At 58.1% G+C, this 18,643-nt stretch carries 23 protein-coding genes and 4 pseudogenes; 14 read left to right on the top strand and 13 right to left on the bottom strand.

What is annotated here, in order from left to right:
- Positions 1-763 precede the first annotated feature (763 nt).
- The 3 genes from AC2444_RS32270 to AC2444_RS32260 all read right to left on the bottom strand — a co-directional run bounded on the left by AC2444_RS32270 (position 764) and on the right by AC2444_RS32260 (position 4,042).
- Complete coding sequence (locus AC2444_RS32270) at positions 764-1,642, bottom strand: DUF1236 domain-containing protein (RefSeq protein WP_128450042.1); 879 nt, start codon at positions 1,640-1,642, stop codon at positions 764-766.
- Between the two features lie 99 nt (positions 1,643-1,741).
- Positions 1,742-2,137, bottom strand: coding sequence for a DUF1236 domain-containing protein (locus AC2444_RS32265; protein WP_128450041.1), 396 nt, complete (start codon positions 2,135-2,137; stop codon positions 1,742-1,744).
- A gap of 438 nt (positions 2,138-2,575) precedes the next feature.
- Entirely contained in the window at positions 2,576-4,042 is a 1,467-nt protein-coding gene (locus tag AC2444_RS32260; RefSeq protein WP_128450040.1) for a PAS domain S-box protein, read from the bottom strand.
- A 201-nt stretch (positions 4,043-4,243) separates the two neighbouring features.
- On the opposite strand from AC2444_RS32260, the gene AC2444_RS32255 reads away from it, so the two are divergent.
- Positions 4,244-5,371 (top strand): PAS domain-containing protein, encoded by a 1,128-nt coding sequence (locus AC2444_RS32255; RefSeq protein ID WP_128450096.1) that lies wholly within the window; start codon positions 4,244-4,246, stop codon positions 5,369-5,371.
- Positions 5,368-5,793 (top strand): response regulator, encoded by a 426-nt coding sequence (locus AC2444_RS32250; RefSeq protein ID WP_128450039.1) that lies wholly within the window; start codon positions 5,368-5,370, stop codon positions 5,791-5,793. The genes AC2444_RS32255 and AC2444_RS32250 overlap by 4 nt, the downstream gene beginning before the upstream one ends.
- Before the next feature lie 51 nt (positions 5,794-5,844).
- Here AC2444_RS32250 and AC2444_RS32245 read toward each other — a convergent pair whose 3' ends face one another.
- On the bottom strand, positions 5,845-6,138 hold the full coding sequence (locus AC2444_RS32245; protein WP_128450038.1) for a DUF982 domain-containing protein: 294 nt from the start codon (positions 6,136-6,138) through the stop codon (positions 5,845-5,847).
- Between the two features lie 64 nt (positions 6,139-6,202).
- Positions 6,203-6,623, bottom strand: a pseudogene (locus AC2444_RS32240) (ATPase domain-containing protein); the annotation flags it as partial.
- A 319-nt stretch (positions 6,624-6,942) separates the two neighbouring features.
- Here AC2444_RS32240 and AC2444_RS32235 point away from each other — a divergent pair.
- From AC2444_RS32235 to AC2444_RS32215, 5 genes are all read left to right on the top strand, one after another.
- Positions 6,943-7,344 (top strand): response regulator, encoded by a 402-nt coding sequence (locus AC2444_RS32235; protein WP_003554251.1) that lies wholly within the window; start codon positions 6,943-6,945, stop codon positions 7,342-7,344.
- A 118-nt stretch (positions 7,345-7,462) separates the two neighbouring features.
- Positions 7,463-7,663 (top strand): hypothetical protein, encoded by a 201-nt coding sequence (locus tag AC2444_RS32230; protein WP_003554253.1) that lies wholly within the window; start codon positions 7,463-7,465, stop codon positions 7,661-7,663.
- Between the two features lie 80 nt (positions 7,664-7,743).
- Positions 7,744-8,058 carry a hypothetical protein gene (locus tag AC2444_RS32225; protein WP_128450037.1) on the top strand — a complete coding sequence of 105 codons (315 nt, stop codon included), beginning with the start codon at positions 7,744-7,746 and terminating at the stop codon, positions 8,056-8,058.
- Positions 8,055-8,291, top strand: a complete 237-nt coding sequence (locus AC2444_RS32220) for a hypothetical protein (protein ID WP_128450036.1) — start codon at positions 8,055-8,057, stop codon at positions 8,289-8,291. Before AC2444_RS32225 ends, AC2444_RS32220 begins: the two co-directional genes overlap by 4 nt.
- Positions 8,288-8,509, top strand: coding sequence for a hypothetical protein (locus AC2444_RS32215; protein WP_348630196.1), 222 nt, complete (start codon positions 8,288-8,290; stop codon positions 8,507-8,509). The genes AC2444_RS32220 and AC2444_RS32215 overlap by 4 nt, the downstream gene beginning before the upstream one ends.
- Before the next feature lie 72 nt (positions 8,510-8,581).
- Here the strand turns inward: AC2444_RS32215 and AC2444_RS32210 are convergent, their stop codons facing one another.
- Positions 8,582-8,842, bottom strand: coding sequence for a DUF982 domain-containing protein (locus tag AC2444_RS32210; RefSeq protein ID WP_017957861.1), 261 nt, complete (start codon positions 8,840-8,842; stop codon positions 8,582-8,584).
- Positions 8,843-8,916: 74 nt separating this feature from the next.
- Between AC2444_RS32210 and AC2444_RS32205 the strand changes: the two genes are divergently transcribed.
- Positions 8,917-9,429 (top strand): hypothetical protein, encoded by a 513-nt coding sequence (locus AC2444_RS32205; protein WP_128450035.1) that lies wholly within the window; start codon positions 8,917-8,919, stop codon positions 9,427-9,429.
- Positions 9,430-10,105: 676 nt separating this feature from the next.
- Positions 10,106-10,444 carry a helix-turn-helix transcriptional regulator gene (locus AC2444_RS32200; RefSeq protein WP_128450095.1) on the top strand — a complete coding sequence of 113 codons (339 nt, stop codon included), beginning with the start codon at positions 10,106-10,108 and terminating at the stop codon, positions 10,442-10,444.
- Positions 10,445-10,713: 269 nt separating this feature from the next.
- Here the strand turns inward: AC2444_RS32200 and AC2444_RS32195 are convergent.
- From AC2444_RS32195 to AC2444_RS32180, 4 genes and pseudogenes are all read right to left on the bottom strand, one after another.
- Positions 10,714-10,929: pseudogene (locus tag AC2444_RS32195) on the bottom strand (GNAT family N-acetyltransferase); the annotation flags it as partial.
- A gap of 314 nt (positions 10,930-11,243) precedes the next feature.
- Positions 11,244-11,993 (bottom strand): sulfite exporter TauE/SafE family protein, encoded by a 750-nt coding sequence (locus AC2444_RS32190; RefSeq protein ID WP_128450034.1) that lies wholly within the window; start codon positions 11,991-11,993, stop codon positions 11,244-11,246.
- Between the two features lie 148 nt (positions 11,994-12,141).
- A complete protein-coding gene (locus tag AC2444_RS32185) occupies positions 12,142-12,456 on the bottom strand; it encodes an EamA family transporter (protein ID WP_128450033.1) in 315 nt (104 codons plus the stop codon).
- 397 nt (positions 12,457-12,853) lie between these two features.
- Entirely contained in the window at positions 12,854-13,108 is a 255-nt protein-coding gene (locus AC2444_RS32180) for a hypothetical protein (RefSeq protein WP_128450032.1), read from the bottom strand.
- 75 nt (positions 13,109-13,183) lie between these two features.
- Between AC2444_RS32180 and ku (AC2444_RS32175) the strand changes: the two genes are divergently transcribed.
- The 4 genes from ku (AC2444_RS32175) to AC2444_RS32160 are packed head-to-tail and all read left to right on the top strand — an operon-like array spanning position 13,184 to position 15,951.
- Positions 13,184-14,077 carry a non-homologous end joining protein Ku gene (gene ku / locus AC2444_RS32175; protein ID WP_206615945.1) on the top strand — a complete coding sequence of 298 codons (894 nt, stop codon included), beginning with the start codon at positions 13,184-13,186 and terminating at the stop codon, positions 14,075-14,077.
- A 9-nt stretch (positions 14,078-14,086) separates the two neighbouring features.
- On the top strand, positions 14,087-14,914 hold the full coding sequence (gene ku / locus AC2444_RS32170; RefSeq protein ID WP_128450030.1) for a non-homologous end joining protein Ku: 828 nt from the start codon (positions 14,087-14,089) through the stop codon (positions 14,912-14,914).
- A 28-nt stretch (positions 14,915-14,942) separates the two neighbouring features.
- On the top strand, positions 14,943-15,539 hold the full coding sequence (locus AC2444_RS32165; protein ID WP_128450029.1) for an SOS response-associated peptidase: 597 nt from the start codon (positions 14,943-14,945) through the stop codon (positions 15,537-15,539).
- Positions 15,532-15,951, top strand: coding sequence for a hypothetical protein (locus tag AC2444_RS32160; protein ID WP_128450028.1), 420 nt, complete (start codon positions 15,532-15,534; stop codon positions 15,949-15,951). The genes AC2444_RS32165 and AC2444_RS32160 overlap by 8 nt, the downstream gene beginning before the upstream one ends.
- 504 nt (positions 15,952-16,455) lie before the next feature.
- Here AC2444_RS32160 and AC2444_RS32155 read toward each other — a convergent pair.
- Positions 16,456-16,758, bottom strand: a complete 303-nt coding sequence (locus tag AC2444_RS32155; RefSeq protein ID WP_245461285.1) for a hypothetical protein — start codon at positions 16,756-16,758, stop codon at positions 16,456-16,458.
- Positions 16,706-16,957, bottom strand: a pseudogene (locus tag AC2444_RS32150) (spike base protein, RCAP_Rcc01079 family). The gene AC2444_RS32155 and the pseudogene AC2444_RS32150 overlap by 53 nt, the downstream one beginning before the upstream one ends.
- Before the next feature lie 906 nt (positions 16,958-17,863).
- Here AC2444_RS32150 and AC2444_RS32145 point away from each other — a divergent pair.
- Positions 17,864-18,082: pseudogene (locus AC2444_RS32145) on the top strand (MOSC domain-containing protein); the annotation flags it as partial.
- Positions 18,083-18,285: 203 nt separating this feature from the next.
- On the opposite strand, the gene AC2444_RS32140 reads toward AC2444_RS32145, so the two are convergent.
- The gene (locus AC2444_RS32140; RefSeq protein ID WP_003554361.1) at positions 18,286-18,468 is read right to left on the bottom strand and encodes a hypothetical protein; all 183 of its coding nucleotides are present in this window, start codon (positions 18,466-18,468) and stop codon (positions 18,286-18,288) included.
- Positions 18,469-18,643 lie beyond the last annotated feature (175 nt).

Genomic DNA, 18,643 nt, shown 5'->3' with positions numbered 1-18,643 from the left:
GAAAATATTCACGGAATGTAGCAAATGCCACGAGGTTTCGAAGGCAGAAATAGTTACTTCCAACGCTGTCGAGGGACTGGATTGCACGCAAGCGGCGTTATGGCCCCACCTTCCGGATCAGCGTGTGATTGTTGATGTTGTTGCCGAACGGGGCTTCGACATATGACGATTCAGACGTGCCGGCGCAGCGGTTTAAGGTTTTCACGGAAACTGGACGTCGGCGCGATTGGAGCGCTGTTTCAGCGTCCTGTGGAACTGATATTCGCGTGTAATTCCGCTTCAGGATTTCGACAAAAGCATCGGACATACCGTTCGAATGGAAGCGCAACTCTGTTGCGGCTGCGGATCAAAGCGGAGGGGTCAATGCCTCATCGTCGAACTTCCGGATTTCAATAACTCCTAGTCCAGACTTAAGCTTGACCCCCCACGGCCCAATTCGCATTTTTACAATTCTACTTCACAAGATAATGTGTCAGCGGATTGCTGAGCACGACGATCGGTCTAGTGCGCAAATCCATGTGCTAAAAGCTGCTGAACACCGGCAAGCCGTCGCCTCCGTCATGTGAGATGAGATCACCGACCTGTCGAGCTGGCGGGGACTCAAACTCGTGCCGGCGGCTGATGGCCTGAAGACAGAACCAGGCAGCCGATAAGGGCGACAATGGCAAACAGGATGACGACTATGGGAAAGGTGGTCGTCATGGTAGGTCATTGATCCCTCCTGCGGCCCCGGCGGCGCAAGGACGCCGCCGGGAAGCGCGTGTTAGGCCTCGATGATGTAGACGATCGTGAGAGCATCGGGATCGACAATAACGATCCGGCCATCCGCAAGGATGAAGAAGCGGTAGCTTTCGTATTGCGGAACGATCTTCACGATGCGTGGCGGGAGCGGTTCGAGACGAACCTTCTTCGGGATCGTCGTTCCGACGGAAACCGTGAAGTTCACCTCCTTCACAGGTTCGACATGAACCTCTTTCACCACCTGGCGAATTTCGGTCTGCTGTTCAACGGAAATGTTGACGTTGGTCTTGGTGTTGGACGTCTGATTGTTCGTCGTGGCGTTGTTGTTGACGTTGGTTTCCGAAGAGCTTTTGTTGGTCGTCGACGTGTTCTGGTCGGTCGACTGCTTCGACGCGTCGCCGCTTTGCGTGGTGGCGCCCTTGCCGGTGCCCTCCGCGGGCTTGGTTTCGGTGCTGCTCTTCGTGCCTGCTTTAGCCGAGCCGCTGGTATCGGTGCTGCCGGACTTGGCGGCCGGGTTCTGTTCGGTCGTGGTGCCACCGCTGGCGTCTTGCGATCCGGGCTTGGCTTCCGTCGAAGACTTGCCGGAGGAACTTCCGCTCGTCGAACTATCGGTCGAAGGCTGCTCGGCGCTCTTTTTCATGTCCGAACCCTGGTCGGATTTCTGCTGCGAAGATTGGCCCTTGCCTTGCGGGCAGGCACCCGACGCGTCGGGCGTGCAGTCGGCGCCGGTGTCGGTGGCGCTGGAGCCGGACTGCGAACCGGCGTCCGTGCCCGTCTGCGAACCGGATTGGGCCTGGCCGCCGCTCTTGGTGTCCTGCTGGGCCGCCGCTGGCAGTGTGGCAAGCGGCGACACGCTGAGGGACAGCGCTGCCACGAGCATGGTGAGATGGTTGCTTTTCATGATAACTCTCCAAAGTTTGGGCACGCGATGCCGCCCCGCATTCTCATGCGTCGCATGCTTGCCCTGATTGTTAAGGGGCGGCCGAAGCCGCCCGGAAGGTCACTGAATGACCTGGATGACCTTCCGAGAGGAAGGTTCGACGATCACACGCTGATCGTTAACGATAGCGTATGCGTACTTCGGGTCATCGGGAATGGGCGTGACGACCACGGTTTCCGGCAGAGGCTGTCCGACGACGACTTTCTCCTTCACCACGACGCGCTCGGTCGGGGCGGGAGCCTGTTGAACATAGGTCACCACCTTCTGCGGCGGCGGATCGATGACGCTACCCGCCACACCGCCAACAATGCCGCCGACAGCAGCACCGACCGGGCCGCCGACGACGGCACCCGTTGCGGCACCACCTGCTGCACCTGTCACCGTCGAAGACTGCGCAAAGGCAGAAGTCGATGCCAACAGGATGCCGGCGGCAATTCCTAGTGCCTTGATCTTCATCTGTTTTCCTCCTTGTATGGTTGATTCCGCTGGGGACCAAACCGCAGGATGGAGGAAGTGTTCCAGAAGTAGGACTTCAGACCGGGCCTCCTCAGACCTTGGTCCTAGCCCTCACGACTCGGCAGCCTGTTGGGTTGGAAAGCGAAGCAGCATCCGGTCCTTGATTGGGGTTCGCTATGTTCTCAGGCGGCATGCCATGGCCGGCTAGAAAGCAGGTGGCAAAAGAGAAGATTCGAGAGGCCCACTCCAAAGACAGTTCGCAGCGCTTTTGCGGGAACAGCAGTTCGAGGTCACTGTCCCTGCCCCCAAATTCGACTTCTGCGCGCGAAGCTGCCGATTGCGCCCGGTCGGGATCTGAAGGCGGCGTGAAGCCCGAGGCGCGATACGCGCCAGTCCCAGTCAACGGCAACCGGGACCCCTGGCCACCGGACGCCCGTTTTAAGCAGAGGCAGCAACCTCGTGATCGGTGTCTGCCCATTCCACATCCAGAGGCGCGCTGATCAGGCAACGCAGGCCACCGTCGTCGTAAGCAAGTTCTGCACGGCCCTTGAGCTGTCCCGAGGACATCGCCTCGATCAAGCGCGACCCGAACCCCCGCCGTAAGGGAGGCTTAACTGGGGGGCCGCCGCTTTCACTCCACAGCAGTATGAGCGACGGGTCGGGTGAACCATCCAACTTCCATGACACTGCGATTTTTCCGGACTCGGCTGATAAGGCACCGTATTTCGCGGCATTGGTGGCCAGCTCATGTACAATGAGCGCCAGCGCGACCACTGCTTTGGGCGAGATATTGAGATCCGGCCCGCTAATGTCGAGACGCTCCGCCGGATACGCTGACAGCGCCTCGGAAACCACATTTCCAAGGCTTGCCGCCTCCCAATTGCCATGGGTGAGCAAATCATGCGCTCTCGCCAGGCTTTGGAGCCTGGCGTCGAAAGCTGCCCTCGCCGCCTCGGCATCCGGCGCTCCCGCAAATGTCTGACGAGCGATCGCCGCAACCGTCGCCAAGATATTCTTGACCCTATGGTTCAACTCGGCGATCAGAACCTCCTGCACCCGCTCCGCTTCCTTGCGCGCCGTAATATCTCTCGCGATTTTCGAGGCGCCAACGATGCGTCCCTCTGCGTCATAGATCGGAGATACCGTAAGGGAGACGTCCAAGAGTTTTCCGCTCCTATGGCGCCTGATCGTCTCATGGGTCTCGATACGCTCCCCGGCCTTGATGCGCGCGATGATGCGCGCCTCCTCGTCCACGCGATTATCTGGAATAAGAACCGTCACCGACCGGCCGAGAATTTCGCTGGATGAATAGCCGTAGAGCTTTTCGGCTCCATCGTTCCAGTCGGTCACCATCATGGCGAGATCGATACCGAGGATTGCGTCTTCAGAGGAGGAAATGATTGATGCCAGGCGTTTGAGCTTAGCCTCGTAGCCGACCCGACCCGTCGTTTCGCTGACGATGCAAAAGACCGCCAGGACCCTGCCGTTTTCATCGAATACCGGCGAATAGGAAATATCGAAATAAACCGTTTCCGGCTTGTGATGCCTCTCGATATAGAAAGGCCTGTCCTTGCCGAAGACAGTCTCGCCGGTCTCCAAAACCTTGCGCAGCAGCGGCTCCAGATCATCCCACAGCTCGGCCCAGTTTTCCTTTGCCGGCTTTCCCAGCGCCGCCGGATGCTTTGCTCCAATCGTCGGTGCATAGGCGTCATTGTATATGGCGATGAATTCTGGGCCGCAGAACATGACGATCTGGGCACGCGAGGGAAGCGCTATATCAACCGCGCATCTGAGCTGGATCGGCCACGACGAAACCGGCCCGAGGCTGGTGTTTGCCCAATCATAGCGGAGGATGAGCGCGGCCAATTCGCCCTGATGGGGCACAGCGGGATTACTTTCGTGCATGAAACGGGCCTCGGTCTTTTCGTCATTCTTGAAAGTTCGCGGGCGGCAAGTCAACGGTGGAAAGGGAGCAAGACCGGCCAGGAGACATGTCGCTTGACGCGATCGCGGATTGAGATCGACTTAAAAAAAATCGAGGCGAATCCACTAGACTCAGTGGGGGAAAGCGCTAGGTCAAGTCTCCCAAACCTAGATCAACATCGCATGCAGGATACCGATCGATATCACAAAGAGGCTCGCCGCGCCGGCGACCGGCTGATTGCTAGGCACGTGAAGGAAGACCCCTTCGCGGCGGCATTCAAGGCGACGCGCATGCCGATGATCGTCACTGATCCCGCTCAGCATGATAATCCCATCATCTTCTGCAACGCGGCTTTCGAAAAAATGACGGGCTACTCGAATGATGAGCTCATCGGCCGCAACTGCCGCCTGCTCCAGGGGCCGGAGACAGACAGGCGGAGGGTAGGTTACATTCGCGACAGCGTCGCGCGAGGCCAAGACATCTCCGTCGACATCCTCAATTACCGAAAAGACGGCAGCACCTTTTGGAACGCGCTTTTCATCAGTCCGGTGCGCGATGACGAGGGAAGGATCATCTATTTTTTCGCCTCGCAGCTAGATTTCACAACCGTCAAAAGCCGTGAAGCGGAACTTGCATTGGCCCGACATCAAGCGGAAGAGGCAGTTGCAAGGAATATGGCGGAACTGAAATCAGCCCTTTTGGCAAAGACCCTTCTCATCCACGAAGTCGACCATCGGGTCAAAAACAATCTCCTGACCATGGCGTCGATCGTCAAACTGCAGGCGCGGTTCACGCAGGACACGGTCAAGAAGCAGACGCTGATGTCGGTGCTCAACAGGGTAGAAGCACTGAGTACCGTGCAGCGAAAACTTTTCACCCTCGACGACATTGCCCGATTCGACGTCGCGGACTTCATCCGCGAGCTGGTCACCGACCTTGTCAGCGGCGTCGGACGGAATGACATCCGGCTGACGCTCGACCTAGCGCCGCTCCTCGTTCCGGCCGTCAAGGCGACACCCCTGTCGCTGATCGTCAACGAGCTCGTGGTGGACGCGGTCAACAGGGGTCTCAGCGACGGCGGCGGCGCGATCCACGTCGTCGTAAAACGCATGCACGGCCACTTTGTGATCCGGGTCGAGGACACGACGACTCCCGTCGAGCCGGACGCGGAAGCCGCCGAATTCGGGCGGCTTCTCCTGCAAGCATCGGCCCGTCAACTCGCAGCCAGTGTCGAACGCAAGATCGAAGGCGACAAGACAGTGGTCGAGGTCATGCTGCTGATCGGCGAACATCAGGAGAACGAGAATTGAAAGTCATGATCGTCGAGGACGAGATGCTGCTCGCCATGGAGCTTGAAATCGAGATGGAAGCAGCCGGACACGAGGTCGCGGGCATCGCGATGAATAGCAGACAAGCGCACGATCTGCTGGCTGCTCAAAAACCGGATTTCGCTTTCGTCGACGTTCAACTGATGGACGGACCGACGGGAATCGAAGTCGGCCGCTCTTTAGCCGCTGCAGGCATTCCCTACGTCTTCGTTACAGGCAACATCAAGCGATTGCCGCCCGATTTCGTGGATGCGCTTGGCGCGATCGAAAAGCCCTACACGATGAACGGCATGAAAAACGCGTTAAATTACATCTCCGCCATCCTATCGGGAAACGAGGGGCCGGACATACCGGCAAATCTCGTGCTGGCCAACGATAGCCAGCCCCAGCCTGTCAACAAGTAAACGAGGACCTACCTGGATTCCCGGGGCCCGACACTTGTGCATTGCCGCTGTCTAGGAGGTTAAGCTGCGGCGCATGACCCCCTCTTTGGCCAGGGGGAGTTCGTCAATGTTTGCGAGAGCCCGTTCCTTGATGAGATACCGCCGAACATTTTCACGAAGGGAGTTCAACGGGAAAATCCCTTGTGCTGCCAGTCGGCAGGCTTTCACCAGCACCTCGTAGGTCATGCCTCGTCTTTCCGCCGGCCATTCATCAAGCAGGTCGAATAAGTCTTCCAGGCTTGCCACTTCCTGAATGTGGTGGCCCCGCTTAACGAAGAGCGGTCTGTCAAACAATGTGCTTGTCATCGCTGTCTCCTTTCTAAGCTTTTTGATCCCGACAATCTGGGAACGGTAAGTTGGATCTTCAAGCCTGAGCCTGGTGTGCCTTGAAGGCAATAAGTTCGCGGCGGAAGCGGGGCGAATCTCCGGAGATGAGCCGAATTTCGAGCAAGCAGTCATAGACGAGACGGCGGGGCTTGTGTTCCTCGATGGCAGCCTCTCATCCAGCCTGAGATCGGAAGTCATGAAGATGCTCCGCTCATCAGCCTCATCGACCGAGCCAGACCTCGCGAGTTCTTCGACACGAATGCCATCAAGCGTCCAGCCATGGGACAAGGCGATGGCGTTGAGTTCGGCGGCCGTCTGCGACAGCGCCACGTAGACGCAGCTTTCGGCCACTTCGACACCGGCGCGCAAAAACCGCAGTGCAGCAGTCGTCTTGCCGGATCCCCGAGCGCCCTGAAGCATATATAATTGGACGCGGGAAGGCCGCTGCGGAGGATTTCATTCAATCCTTATAATCCTGTGTTGACAACAGAGGGAGTTTTTCGTTTGGGCATGGTCACCTTCCGTAGAATATCCGGGCGGCGCCCGCCGGTGCGGCCACGACGCGTCAGGGATATGGAACACGCTATGTGGGCTCAGCACTGGTCTCGTTATTAGGCACGGCGCCGAACATCACGTTCGCCGCATCAGGCTTTCAGTGCAGCGCCAAGGGTCCGGCATCGCGGCTGCGTATTCGAAGAGCGTTTGAGGGTTATCGGCGATTTTCAGCGGAGGATGGATCCTTCCCGCCGCCCAAGTGTTACCGTGCTCGAGGCCATGCCAGAGATGCTGGCGGCCGGAACGGAGAGCGTTGAGGTGTCTGATATCGGCGCGGCGGTTCTTGTTGTTGAGGACGAGGTTCTCGTCCGCCTGGCCATCGTGATATCGCTCGAGGATGAGGGGTTCACGGTCTTCGAGGCCTCTGACGCGGACGCTGCGATAGAAATACTGAATGTCCACGCAGAGATCCGGCTGATGTTCACCGATATAGACATGCCAGGATCGATGGATGGTCTTAAACTCGCCGCGGCGGTACGGGACCGATGGCCCCCTGTCAAGATCATCGTGACATCAGGGCACCATGACCTAAGTGACGAGGTCCTGCCAGTCGAAGGCCGGTTCTTCAGCAAGCCATATGATCATAGTCGGGTTGTCGGCACCGTGAGAGAGATGGTCGCCGCCGTCTAAATGCGCGCGAAAACTCAATTGACCCAGATTGATTGTTGACTCGCAGGGAGATGAGAACATAATAAGAACATAAGGCGCCGCGGCAGCCATTCTGAAAACCGAAGCACGGAGCACGGATATGCGAGAGCGGCCGATCGGCGAAGCCGTGGAAGACGATGAGCGTGCAAAGGTGATTGCCTACCACAGAGGCGATACGCACGCGGCCATAGACACCCTTCTGGAAGATATCCGTCACCTTCGCCGGCAGTTGGCATTGACCGAAGGCGCCATGAGCCGGGGCATGGCCCGCGGCTGGCGACCGAGCTACCATCGAGACTGATATGCCCAAGATCACCCATGAGCGAAAGCGACTGCGATGGCCGATCCGCGGTGTCGAACCCGAGACCAGGGCTGACACCTATGCTTGACCGTCCCCAACCAACGTCCGTGTCATTCGAAACCGCTCTGCGGGACTGGTGGTCGTCGCAGCCGCGGGCTTTCCGCGAGAGCGTTGGTCTGTCGGCCGCGCGCGCTTGCTTTCGCGCGGGATACACGGCAGGCAAGCAAACGACCGAACGGCGCTTCGTATTCAAAGCCGGCCGCATGCGCATCACTGTCTGGGCAACAGGCATCATGGAAGCAAAGAAGAAAGCCGAAGCCGAGGCTGATTTCCGCGCGGCCCAGAAGGGGTGGCCGGTCCCGAAAGCCGGCTGGCAACTCCAGGAGGAAAGATGAGCGACACCGACAGACGGCCACTGACGGAAGCGCCGCGAATGCATGTCCACTATTGCGAGGAAAAGGGATGCGAGGAGTGGGGTGGCTGGGGCAACAGTCCTTCTCCGACCGGGGCGACCCGCTGGTGGTGCTTCGAGCATTTCCCGCACAAGTCATACGAGCAGGAACAGGCACTCAGGCGAAAGCTGGAGGCGGCCGAGCGTGGTGATATCGTTCAACGATTGCTGGGATGAATCATCTGGGCATCTTTGACCGTCGGCAACGGCGACACGGTAGATGCGGCGGGCAGAACATGCGGTTGCTGGGGGAAGCTGTTCCCTTCGTCTCCGGCATCGACACGCCGCAGACCCCCGCGAAGTGCATGAAGGAACGGAAGCTGGCAGTTGGCGCCAAAAAGCGGCCAAAAGAACTGCTGGCCGAGCGCGGCCTGAAATTGATTTCAGCGGCATGACCTGCGCATGCAGCGCAACGAGGAGCCGTGTCAAGAAGGCGGCCATGAACTCATTTCACCGTCGGCTGAAACTCAGTGAACGGTGATCACCGGAATGCCAGCTTCGTCGGCGGCACGGATAAGCGCTGCTCGGGCATCCTGAGCCGGAATTTCCCCATGAATTGCATTCCGGCAGGCCCTAATCGCTATAAGGTATTCTTCTCCATCGTCGACCGGCCAGCTAGCCGTCAGCATTTCAGCAGCCTGGAAAAGGGTCGCGACAAGCTTGTATTTTTCCGACCCGCTTACAACGAGCATCAGAGGGGTAAACTCTCCCGATGTGTGCCATTTCATGACTTTCGGTCTCCCACGGTAAATATATTAGTAACCGTGCAAGAACTGTTCCGTGATCTCCGCTGGCATTCCGAATGCCCGTTTTCGCAGGCAGCATCGTGAAAAGGAGAACATTTCTTGAAGGCGCTTCGGTCGCCTCAGCATCGCCAGCGTCGGCATGGCCAACTGTTAGCTGGGAAACGCTCGCCAGCCTGATTACCCGCCATGCTGAAGCCACCAAGGCCGCCGACATATTCGCAAGGAAGTCGAAGGCCCCAATCCGCAACGACGACATCATTGAAATTCCGCTTCATCCGAGAATGACCGCGATTGCCTGGCGGACCAGCATCAACGCTGCTACGTCGCCATGTTTCACCATCATCAAAACCGGCATTGATATCTCGATCGGCGAGCCAGGCGCGGGCCCTCCGATACCATACTGCTTGCAAAATCCTCGGATCGTCTTGCTCGTCTCTCCGCGAGCGCAGGCTTTTTTTGATGTTTCTACCCTTGCTCTCCTTATCAAAGAGTCGGTCATGGCCCGAGACCGTCGGCGGCGATCAGTTCGCTACTCGAGAAAAGCATCTCTTCACGGCACCACCTCTTGAATAATCGGAAGGACACGCGAGTTTTCCCTGCAAGGAGGAGGAAATCATGTCCGTACCCAACGAGCCTATCGTTCCGCCGCCAGGGCCGCCGATCGGCAATCCCGAACCTGAGCGAGATCCTGGGGAGACTCCACCGCCTGACGGCCCCGAGCCAGACGACGGCGACGATCCAATGACGCAAGCTCACGCCCTGGATGCCCAACGAAGCCCGACTTGGGGACTGCTCTGCCGCGGCGTTCAGGTGCATGCTGCTGACTGAGATCATGCGACGTTCTTTCTGATGGGAGTGAGTTCCCCGTCCTTGGGCAGATCCGCTTGGTGATTGCAGGCACAAGATCGATCACCTCTCCCAGCGACGAACTCGTCCAGAATCGGTTGCTTGTCGGCCTGGGCAGTTCGATCGATATCGCTCGACAGTCGCTTCGTCCAATTCCGATCGGTTGCCATCCTAGTCCGGCTCGCTATCCATCCTCCGAACCAGGATGACAACAACCGCTTCATCCCCTCGGGACGGGACCCTAACGGCAACAATCAACGGTTGACGGCTGCCTCTGACCGGTGAGTGGCTGGCAGTAACGGTGGCGGCGCGCAATAACCCGGGATACTCTTTGAAAATAATGATCTATAAATAGGCCGTAAAGGACTTTAGTGGTTTATTAATGGATCAAAGGTGATCATGCCCAAGCCCATATCACGCGCTTACTCACGTTACAGCCGGGACGCCCTGCTAGTTTTCAGCCACTTGATCAGGCGTGCTCGGATCGAGCGCAAACTCACCACGCAGGAGCTGGCAGACCGCGCCGGTATCTCGCGCGGCCTGTTGCAGCGGATCGAAAAGGGCGACCCCGCCTGCGCCATCGGAGCCTTCTTCGAGGTGGCCGCCATCGTGGGCGTGCGCCTGTTCAACGCCGATCATGCAACGCTTTCAACGGCGATATCGGCAAACAACGCGATACTTGCTCTTCTTCCGAAGTCTGTTCGCCCCTCCTCTATCAAGGTGAATGATGACTTCTAAGGCTGAGAACAACGCACCTTTCGTCTGGGTGTGGTTACCGGAAAGCAAGAGCCAGTCGTCGCCGGTCGTCTTGAGTATCTTGCTCCAAATCGTCCTTGGGCGATTCGACTTGTAACCGGCTCTCTTCTTCGACTGCCGGCAAGCTCCAAATATTCGAAATCATGTGGCAATTAGGACATGGATGATATTAGGCGATTTTTCGAAGCTCTCCGTCGATTTGCCAACCGCGGTTAGATTGTCAGAGGAGCGGCCGAAGCGATTTTCACCGATCACTTCAGGCCTACTTGAACTTTCAATGATAACACCAAGGCCATGGGATTCGCGGGCGACGCTGCAAATCCAAAATGCTCATAGAAGGCCTTGGCTTCATCGGAGATCGCGTGAACCAGAAGGCCGCGAATACCCATGATGTGGGCTGCCTGTCCGGTACGCAGCACGGCGTCTTGCAACAGCGCGGCTCCGATTCCTTTTCCCTGCCAGTTGCGCCAGTTCATCAATCCCTACGCCTTCGACGACCGCCCGCCGCATTGCGGGCGCTAGTTGAGTGATCCAGCAGCCCCGGATCGCGCCTCTCGCCCATGAACCAGCAAATCCGCGCATTTGGAGAGGCGCACTGGGCACAAGCTCATCTGCGTGCCGCCAATATTCGGCGGCAATGACGATCGTTCGTGCGTTCTCAATCACGCTGGATCGACGCTTTCCCGCGATCCAATTCGTCGAGCCCCTTGAGCATTTTGGAGGAGTTCGGCTCCATCAATTGCAAGTTATTGCTGAGCCTGAGGGGTTACGGGACCTCCGCTCAAAGGTAAGCTCGCGAAAAGAACACCGCGGTCGTTAAAAAGGCGACCGCGAGGGTTAGCACCCGAACGACCGATGATGGCAGCCTTCGTCCGATATGCGCTCCGATCCACCCGCCGATAACGGCTCCAATCGTCATGGGAATGCACTCCTGCCATACGATTGCCCCGGCAACTACGAAGACGACGACGGCGACGGCGTTGGCGGCAGTGACCATCACCATTCTTGTCGGATTCAGGCTCTTGATGTCCCCGCCCCCGAGCGCGCTCCATGCCGCAAGCATCATGAGACCCACCGCGCCACCAAAATAGCCGCCATAAAGACCGAGAAAGAATTGAACCGTTGCGAATGCCAGAATACTCGGACGTGCCCGCGTCTGCAAATGGGCGCTGAGCCTCGGACCCGCGGCGAGCATCAATGTCGCCACCAGCAAAAGCCATGGCAGGATTCCATCGAAAATCCTCGATGGGGTTAGCAGCAATAGAATGCTTCCGGCCACGCCACCCATCACCGTCACGATGGCGATGGGCACGACATTGATGCCGCACACACTCCTGACCCCGTCACGATAAACCCACGAGCTCGCCATGCCGCCGGGAAACAAGGCCAGGGTGCTTGTCGCGTTTGCGGCTACCGACGGCACTCCCACCGATATCAGCGCCGGCAGGGATACGAACGACCCGCCGCCCGCCAACGCGTTCATGCTGCCTGCCAACAAGCCAGCAAGGAAAAGAAGCATTGCATCGTACATGTTCAGGTCGCCTTAGCACCCAGGCCTGAGTTTGGCCGAGCGCCTTGTCCAATACCGCCGTCAAATCGCCGCACGCCGTTGCGCGTCCAGAAGAGCCCACCCCATGACTGCCATTCGCCGTAGTCAAGGAAACGCAATTGAGAGCCATTCATCCGATCACCATGAGCGTAACCGATGCTATACCGAGGAGGACGCCAACCGCCTGATGCCAGCCGAGCCGCTCGTCGAAAACCAACACGGCGATCGCGTTGATGGCGATGAGCTGCGCAACCGACGACAACGAAATAGCAAGGGAAAGACCGCTTGTCCGCATGAGAGCGATCATCGAAAGGTTGCCTAATGTATAAAGGACAAGCGCGGTTGCGAGCAGCCAAAAGTTAGAGTTGCCCACGTATGCGCGCGAAGCAGTCGCTCCCGCCAGGAATAGGCACACGGCTATGAAGAGGATGGCGGCGACACGCATCGGTAAACTCCTGCTGACGCGCTTGTCTAACGCCGGGCGAACCATCAGTCCACCGGAGACTATCCCCGTCCTTGATCTCGCCGTACGCCCTGATTGGTGATCAGTCGACTCTAGGCCCAACTCGACGCGTTTCGAAGCACGGGCTTTCCGAGGGCTGCCCTTCAACCGGCACTCTGGCTTTCAAAACATGCCGAAAAAACGCGTAGCACGAATTGCCCGGACATAAGCCGTGAAGCAGTGGAGATAGTACTCGGAGGATCCCGAGCAGCTTTTGAAATAGGACTTTATGGCGTCAGTCGCCTTGTCGGAGGATTAGGGACGATAGCATCACCGTTCCAGATCAGCCTTCGCACCGCCCTCACCTGGCCAGGCCCCGTGCACTCAGAAAACGAATCGCTCAATGGCTTAGAGCCGAAGACGGAGCGTTGACCCTCATGGCCATCGGACCTGAAAACGTCCGGATGAGGTCACCTTCTATGCAACGCTGGCCTCGCCCCTCTGCGTAGAGCAACATCGCCCGCTCGCACAAGACATCGGCAGTTTGTTCATCGAAGGGGACACCATAAAACCGAAACCACATGAGAACGGCATTGAGCAGGATCGCCTCTTCGTCCTGAAGGGTTTCGCTGTCGTGTTCATGCGGCGCTGACATGCCCATCTCCCCCATAGGTCGGAACGAAAGGCCGAACGACAAGTTAATTGGAAAGTTCCGCCCGGAGGGAAAATCATGGCAGCGCATAGGGCTCAATGGAAAGGCCACATCAAGATCGGGGAAATCACCTGCGGCGTCGGGCTTTATACCGCTGCGTCGACCTCGGATCGCATCTCCTTCCGGACGATCAACAAGGCCACCGGAAACCCCGTACGCCGTGAGTTCGTGGATAGCGAGACCGAGGAGACTGTCGAGCGGGAAAACCAGGTGAAGGGCTTCGAGATTGAAACCGGCGAATACATCATGATCGACCCGGAAGAAGTGACCGCCGTCATCCCGGATTCCGATAAGATGCTCGAGATCGAGGCGTTCCTCCCCTGCTCCGAGGTCGACGATGTCTATTTCGACAAGCCGTACCATCTTGTACCGACAGACGAAGTCTCAGAAGACGCGTTTGCAGGCCTTCGCGATGCCCTAACCAAGGCCAGCGTCACCGCGATAGCGAGAACGGTTCTCTTTCGACGGGTGCGCACCGTTCTTATCCGCGCCCACGGGCGCGGCCTGATCGCGACGACACTCAATTTCGATTACGAGGTGCGGCCGTCCAAGGAGGCATTCAAGGAGGTCCCGGAGATCAAGGTAGAGGGAGAAATGCTCGACCTCGCCAAGCACATCATCGGCACCAAGAAGGGTGATTTCGATCCGGCGACGTTCGATGACCGCTATGAGGCCGCCCTCGCCGATCTGGTGAAAGCGAAGTCGGAGGGCCGCTCACTACCCAAGCCGAAGCCAGTTCAGGTGTCAAAGCCCAACGACCTTCTGAAGGCCCTGCGCGAAAGCGCTGGAATGGGGAACGCCAAGCCCGCTGCCAAATCCAAGAATAAGGCTGCAAACGCGAACGCGAAGAAAAAGACCAAGGCGGCCGCTCCCAAGACAGCTGCCAAGACCACTCACAAAAAAGCCAGCTAGGAAACAACAATGGCACCCCGTCCATACTGGAAAGGCTACCTCAAGCTTTCGCTTGTCACGTGTCCCGTGGCAATGAGCCCGGCGACATCGGAGAGCGAGAAGGTCCGTTTCCACACGCTCAACAAAGAGACCGGCAATCGCGTCCTGTCCCGTTACGTCGATTCCGTGACTGGAAAGCCCGTCAAGGATGAAAACGAAGCCAAAGGCTACGAGCGCGGTGAAAACGACTACGTTCTGCTGACCGAGGAAGACCTCGAGTCCGTTGACCTGGAGACCGTGCGGACGATCGATATCGAAAAATTCGTCCCGCGCGAAAGTATCGAGTGGATCTACCTTGAAACACCCCACTACCTCGTTCCTAACGACAAGATCGGCAACGAGGCATTTGCCGTCATACGGGATGCGATGAAGGCAGAAAACGTCCTTGGCGTCTCGAGGGTAGTAATCGGCCGGCGAGAACGTGCGGTGGTCCTCGAACCGCGCGATGAGGGCATCGTTGTCTGGACCCTGCGCTTCGGCGACGAGGTCCGCCCTGAGGAGGAGTACTTCCAGGGTATCGAGAAAAAGGCTGACATCTCGACGGTCGCTGCCATCACCCAAATGATCAAGCGGCGCATGGTTGAATGGTCGCCTTCGATGGTCAGCGATCCAATCCAGGAGAGCTTGCTGAAACTGATAGCGACCAAGAAGAAGGCTCTAAAGCCCTCCAAATCGTCCAAGGCGGCCAAGGGTAAAAAGGACGACGACGCGAAGCCATCAAACGTCATCAGCATCATGGACGCCCTCAAGAAGAGCGTCGAAGCCGACCTTAAAGGCCGAAAGAAGGCGGGCCGATAATCCTCCCTGGCTGACGAGCTGTCCCGCTATGTGCAATGACTATGAACAACATATTCGCTGGAAAGAGTACTGCGAGATGATGCAGTCTCTCGCGCTGCGCATTCCGGCGCACCAGTCTGAACTCGATCTACCCACGGCCGATGACATCAAAATCGGTGATATCGCCCCGGTGGTCCGGACATCTGGCGATGAGTTCGAACTCTTCGCCGCCAAGTTCGGGTTCCCGCCCCCTGCCGGACGCAAAGGCGGACCGGTTTTTAATTTCGTCTCGGAAAACCGGGATTTCTCTGAGAGCAAGCGCTGCCTCATCCCGGCGTCGGCCTTTTTCGAGTTTACCGGAACGAAATACCCAAAGGCCAAGCACAGGTTTACGCTCGCCGATGGTGCGATGTTTGCCATTGCCGGGCTGTGGCACGAAGGAGAAGGCAATCAGCCGGCGTCTATGACGATGCTCACGACGAAGCCGAGCTTGGATGTCGAGCCCATCCACAATCGACAGGTTGTTATCTTGAAACCCGAAGATTGGAGACACTGGCTGGCGCTGTCGAAACCGCAGGATCAGCTGCTCAAGCCGCTGCCTGCGGGAAGTCTCTCGGTGGAGCAGGTGCGAGCTGGAAGTGACTGACGCTCACCTCATCGCATGTGCGGCAGCATTGCAAATCTCCGAGGCAATCCAGAATGTGATCCATTGCCAAGACACAATGCGCACGCGCACCGACGATGGCGGTATCGTTCAGGTCACCGCGGCGGCCCGCGAGGCCGGAGCAATCTTCGCGATCGTCAGCGATCCCGACGCTCCAGAGGCGACGGATGAACAACTGGCCAAGGCCAAAATCCTTTGCCGAAGCCCTTCCCGAGTTGCCGGGTCCATCAGGAAGAACCTGGACCTTCGTAAGTCCGATAATCCCAAGGTCGCCGTGATCCCCATTTTGCGGTCGGTGGTGCAATTTTCGCAATTATGGCGACCTGCGAACTTGCTCCCGGCATGTTTACTGGTCGTCTGTACCGTTCTGACGTTTCTTGGAAATGGGCGATAGTGTCCGTGACCGCTTCACGCAGTCTGAGAAAACACCCGCTTTCACCCGCTTTGGCGGGTTCTTTGTTATCACCGCGGAACTTTTCTCGGGGTAAGGCGTTTCGCGCGCGGATGCACAGGTATCCGCCTACCCGCATCCCCTTTCCAGCAACTTTAGCCCCGCAACCGCGGGGCTCCTTTTATGCAAAAGTGTACGGGACCCAGTGACCTGTCTCCACCCGCGCAGCCGTGCGATCTGCGGGATGCTCCAGGCGCGCTTCAGGACCTCGCGCCGGTTATGGACGAACACGGAGTGGTCCGGGTTGTGAGTTTTCAGCAGAAGTTCGTTGCCAAAATCCGACAAAGGCCTACTTCCCCGCTTTTTGGAGGGCAAAATTGCTACAGAGTGAAACACGTAAAGCGCTTATGCTCGCCTTCTTAATTGGCGGCGTCTTTTTGATTGCAATTCGCTATGGCATACACCACGGCTATCTTTCGCCCTGACCGTCAGAGAGAAGCCGCACCCTTAAAACCCGTCGATCTGTTGCGGCGGGAAGCCCATGGCAACAAATCCAGCCAACGTCGTCGGACTCTTCCCCCCAAAGCCGCTTGCGACTTGCATAGTTCCCACGCTTCCGCCTGCCTCATTGGCCAGCAGGGAGAAGGAGTTTGGCCGGGTCGCCTTGGTGTACTTCGTCGGTCTGCCTGTCACGGTGCTCTGCTTCTGATCGGCTGGATAGGTGGTGATGAAGTTGGGCTGCGACATCTTGGCGGCGCTACCCAGTATCCCGATCTCGTTCAGCGAGACGTTGTTGCCGGAATAATGCAATGACGTTGGAGGCCGCGGTCCCGGTGAGCGCCAAGATGGCGGCGTGAACCGGCGGGATCGTTCCGGCGGGCACGCTCTTGAAGATGACAGGGTCATGTCTCGACGCGGCGCGATAGCAACATCGCCGGCGGTGCCAATATAGAGGGCCCGCGCACCGACGATGGCAGTATCGCTTTGCAGCCCGAGAGGCCGGTGCAATCTCCTTACTCGCTGCTTGCGACGCGGCTTTTGGAAGTCTTCAAATCTCGCCTTCCCTACTTGGATATGGTTGGAACCGACCCTAGATTTTCGGTTCAGGAGTAGCCACCTTTGGGAGGATGGGATGTTCGTGAAGTTAACCGACGGCGTTATAACTCGCTGGATTAACATGGACGCCGTGATCCAGATGCGGTTCGATGAGGACAAACATCAAACGGAACTACTTTTGGTCGGAGAGAACGCTAGACTGGTTTTCGTGGATCAGTCTCCGGAAGAAATCCAAACGCTACTGGACGTCGAACTCGAACGGCTATCCCAAATCACAAACTGGACCACGGGCGGCCCGATAGGAGGCTCAAATGGTTGCAGATGATGGGCCATTTGTCGTTGGCGCCCAAAGACAAACTTGTAGTTCTGTGAAAGCATTAAAATCCCTCTAAAACCGCCCTCGCAATGACTGGTTAAATGTGACGGGCAGAACCGTGTGATCAAGCGCGCTAAGACTGCACTCGCTCGGGTGTGTGGGTCGAAGTCAGCTTAATGGACTGACAGGCTGCCGCTGGAAGTATGAAATTCGCTCCAACCCAAGCGCACGCTTTTCCAGCAGATGCCATGAAAGCCAGCCGAGCAACAAGCTTGTCGGCAAGGAAAGGGCGAAGACCGCCCACCACGTGCTGTACGGCCGAGGGCATGGTTCATCACCTGCTCCACTGGCCACCCATAGAGATAGGTCCCGTAGGAGACATCGCCCAACCGTTCGAGGGTCGGCAGGCGTATGGTCGGTGAAGTCGCGATGTAGACAAGCGGATAGGCAAACAACATAGGTCCGTAGAGATAGGCGGGCCAGAAGACGAAGGCGACGCCGAAGCTTTCTCCCGCGGGGAATGGCTGTCGAAACCGACGATGCGAGGACGAGGCGCACTCCGGCGTGACGGTGAAGCACCGCTCGCGTGTCCGCGCCGATCCGAGCCAGCGGAACTTGCGCCAGGTTCATCTGATCCACGCGTAGCTGCTCAACGAACTTGCCGACTAGGGATTCCATGTCGACCCCGCCGATCTTGGAGAAAACATCACCACGCGCGGCGTCGACCTACTGGGGCTTCCACGCGGGACGGTGCTGAAAATACATCCGGTGCGGTGGCTTCTGGCGGGGACGCCTCGCATGACGAAGGAACCCGCGACGACGGCGCGTTTGAGGGCGACATCGAGGTTTCGATATCACCGCGGGGCAGATCGCAGCCGTGCAACGGATTTTCGGGGGTGGCGGCGCGATGCGGGTTTCGAAAGGCTAGGCGGCTCCGGAGGATCACCGGCGCCATCGCGCGATGGTCAGCCGCCGCCGGGAGAAACGCTTTCGTCTTCACGGTCGGGAAGTGCGCCCGTGCCAGGCGTCTTGCTTTCGTCCGTCTGTTCCTTAGTCGCGTGTGGACCGGCAGCCGGTAGCCCCTGCCCATCGACCTGCTTCTTCCCTGTCTCCTCGATCGCCTCCTGGGCCGTCTTGTCCTTGTCCATGCTTGTACTCCATGCCTCGGTAGGAGGAAACCCGCCGTGCTCTCGATGGTTCAGGCCAACGGCCCCAATAGTTGCGGATCTGTTAGCGGCGTGCCAATCGGCGTCATCGGCAAGGAACGTCAAGCAGGAGCTACAGAACGCCCAGTATCCGCAGGCAGACCAGGGCGGGCAATGT

This window comes from Rhizobium sp. WSM1328 (assembly GCF_057653715.1).
The sequence above is the reverse complement of the archived record's forward strand: the minus strand, read 5'-3'. Positions and strand labels throughout refer to the sequence as shown.

What these genes read in the sequence shown, in the direction of transcription:
- AC2444_RS32190 (WP_128450034.1), bottom strand. Translation starts at nt 11,993, where the DNA reads ATGTACGATGCAATGCTTCTTTTCCTTGCTGGCTTGTTGGCAGGCAGC.
- AC2444_RS32265 (WP_128450041.1), bottom strand. Translation starts at nt 2,137, where the DNA reads ATGAAGATCAAGGCACTAGGAATTGCCGCCGGCATCCTGTTGGCATCG.
- AC2444_RS32225 (WP_128450037.1), top strand. Translation starts at nt 7,744, where the DNA reads ATGCTTGACCGTCCCCAACCAACGTCCGTGTCATTCGAAACCGCTCTG.
- AC2444_RS32200 (WP_128450095.1), top strand. Translation starts at nt 10,106, where the DNA reads ATGCCCAAGCCCATATCACGCGCTTACTCACGTTACAGCCGGGACGCC.
- AC2444_RS32260 (WP_128450040.1), bottom strand. Translation starts at nt 4,042, where the DNA reads ATGCACGAAAGTAATCCCGCTGTGCCCCATCAGGGCGAATTGGCCGCG.
- ku (WP_128450030.1), top strand. Translation starts at nt 14,087, where the DNA reads ATGGCACCCCGTCCATACTGGAAAGGCTACCTCAAGCTTTCGCTTGTC.
- AC2444_RS32185 (WP_128450033.1), bottom strand. Translation starts at nt 12,456, where the DNA reads ATGCGTGTCGCCGCCATCCTCTTCATAGCCGTGTGCCTATTCCTGGCG.
- AC2444_RS32165 (WP_128450029.1), top strand. Translation starts at nt 14,943, where the DNA reads ATGTGCAATGACTATGAACAACATATTCGCTGGAAAGAGTACTGCGAG.
- AC2444_RS32270 (WP_128450042.1), bottom strand. Translation starts at nt 1,642, where the DNA reads ATGAAAAGCAACCATCTCACCATGCTCGTGGCAGCGCTGTCCCTCAGC.
- AC2444_RS32230 (WP_003554253.1), top strand. Translation starts at nt 7,463, where the DNA reads ATGCGAGAGCGGCCGATCGGCGAAGCCGTGGAAGACGATGAGCGTGCA.
- AC2444_RS32235 (WP_003554251.1), top strand. Translation starts at nt 6,943, where the DNA reads ATGCTGGCGGCCGGAACGGAGAGCGTTGAGGTGTCTGATATCGGCGCG.
- AC2444_RS32215 (WP_348630196.1), top strand. Translation starts at nt 8,288, where the DNA reads ATGAATCATCTGGGCATCTTTGACCGTCGGCAACGGCGACACGGTAGA.
- AC2444_RS32210 (WP_017957861.1), bottom strand. Translation starts at nt 8,842, where the DNA reads ATGAAATGGCACACATCGGGAGAGTTTACCCCTCTGATGCTCGTTGTA.
- AC2444_RS32140 (WP_003554361.1), bottom strand. Translation starts at nt 18,468, where the DNA reads ATGGACAAGGACAAGACGGCCCAGGAGGCGATCGAGGAGACAGGGAAG.
- ku (WP_206615945.1), top strand. Translation starts at nt 13,184, where the DNA reads ATGGCAGCGCATAGGGCTCAATGGAAAGGCCACATCAAGATCGGGGAA.
- AC2444_RS32220 (WP_128450036.1), top strand. Translation starts at nt 8,055, where the DNA reads ATGAGCGACACCGACAGACGGCCACTGACGGAAGCGCCGCGAATGCAT.
- AC2444_RS32205 (WP_128450035.1), top strand. Translation starts at nt 8,917, where the DNA reads ATGCCCGTTTTCGCAGGCAGCATCGTGAAAAGGAGAACATTTCTTGAA.
- AC2444_RS32255 (WP_128450096.1), top strand. Translation starts at nt 4,244, where the DNA reads ATGCAGGATACCGATCGATATCACAAAGAGGCTCGCCGCGCCGGCGAC.
- AC2444_RS32245 (WP_128450038.1), bottom strand. Translation starts at nt 6,138, where the DNA reads ATGACAAGCACATTGTTTGACAGACCGCTCTTCGTTAAGCGGGGCCAC.
- AC2444_RS32180 (WP_128450032.1), bottom strand. Translation starts at nt 13,108, where the DNA reads ATGTCAGCGCCGCATGAACACGACAGCGAAACCCTTCAGGACGAAGAG.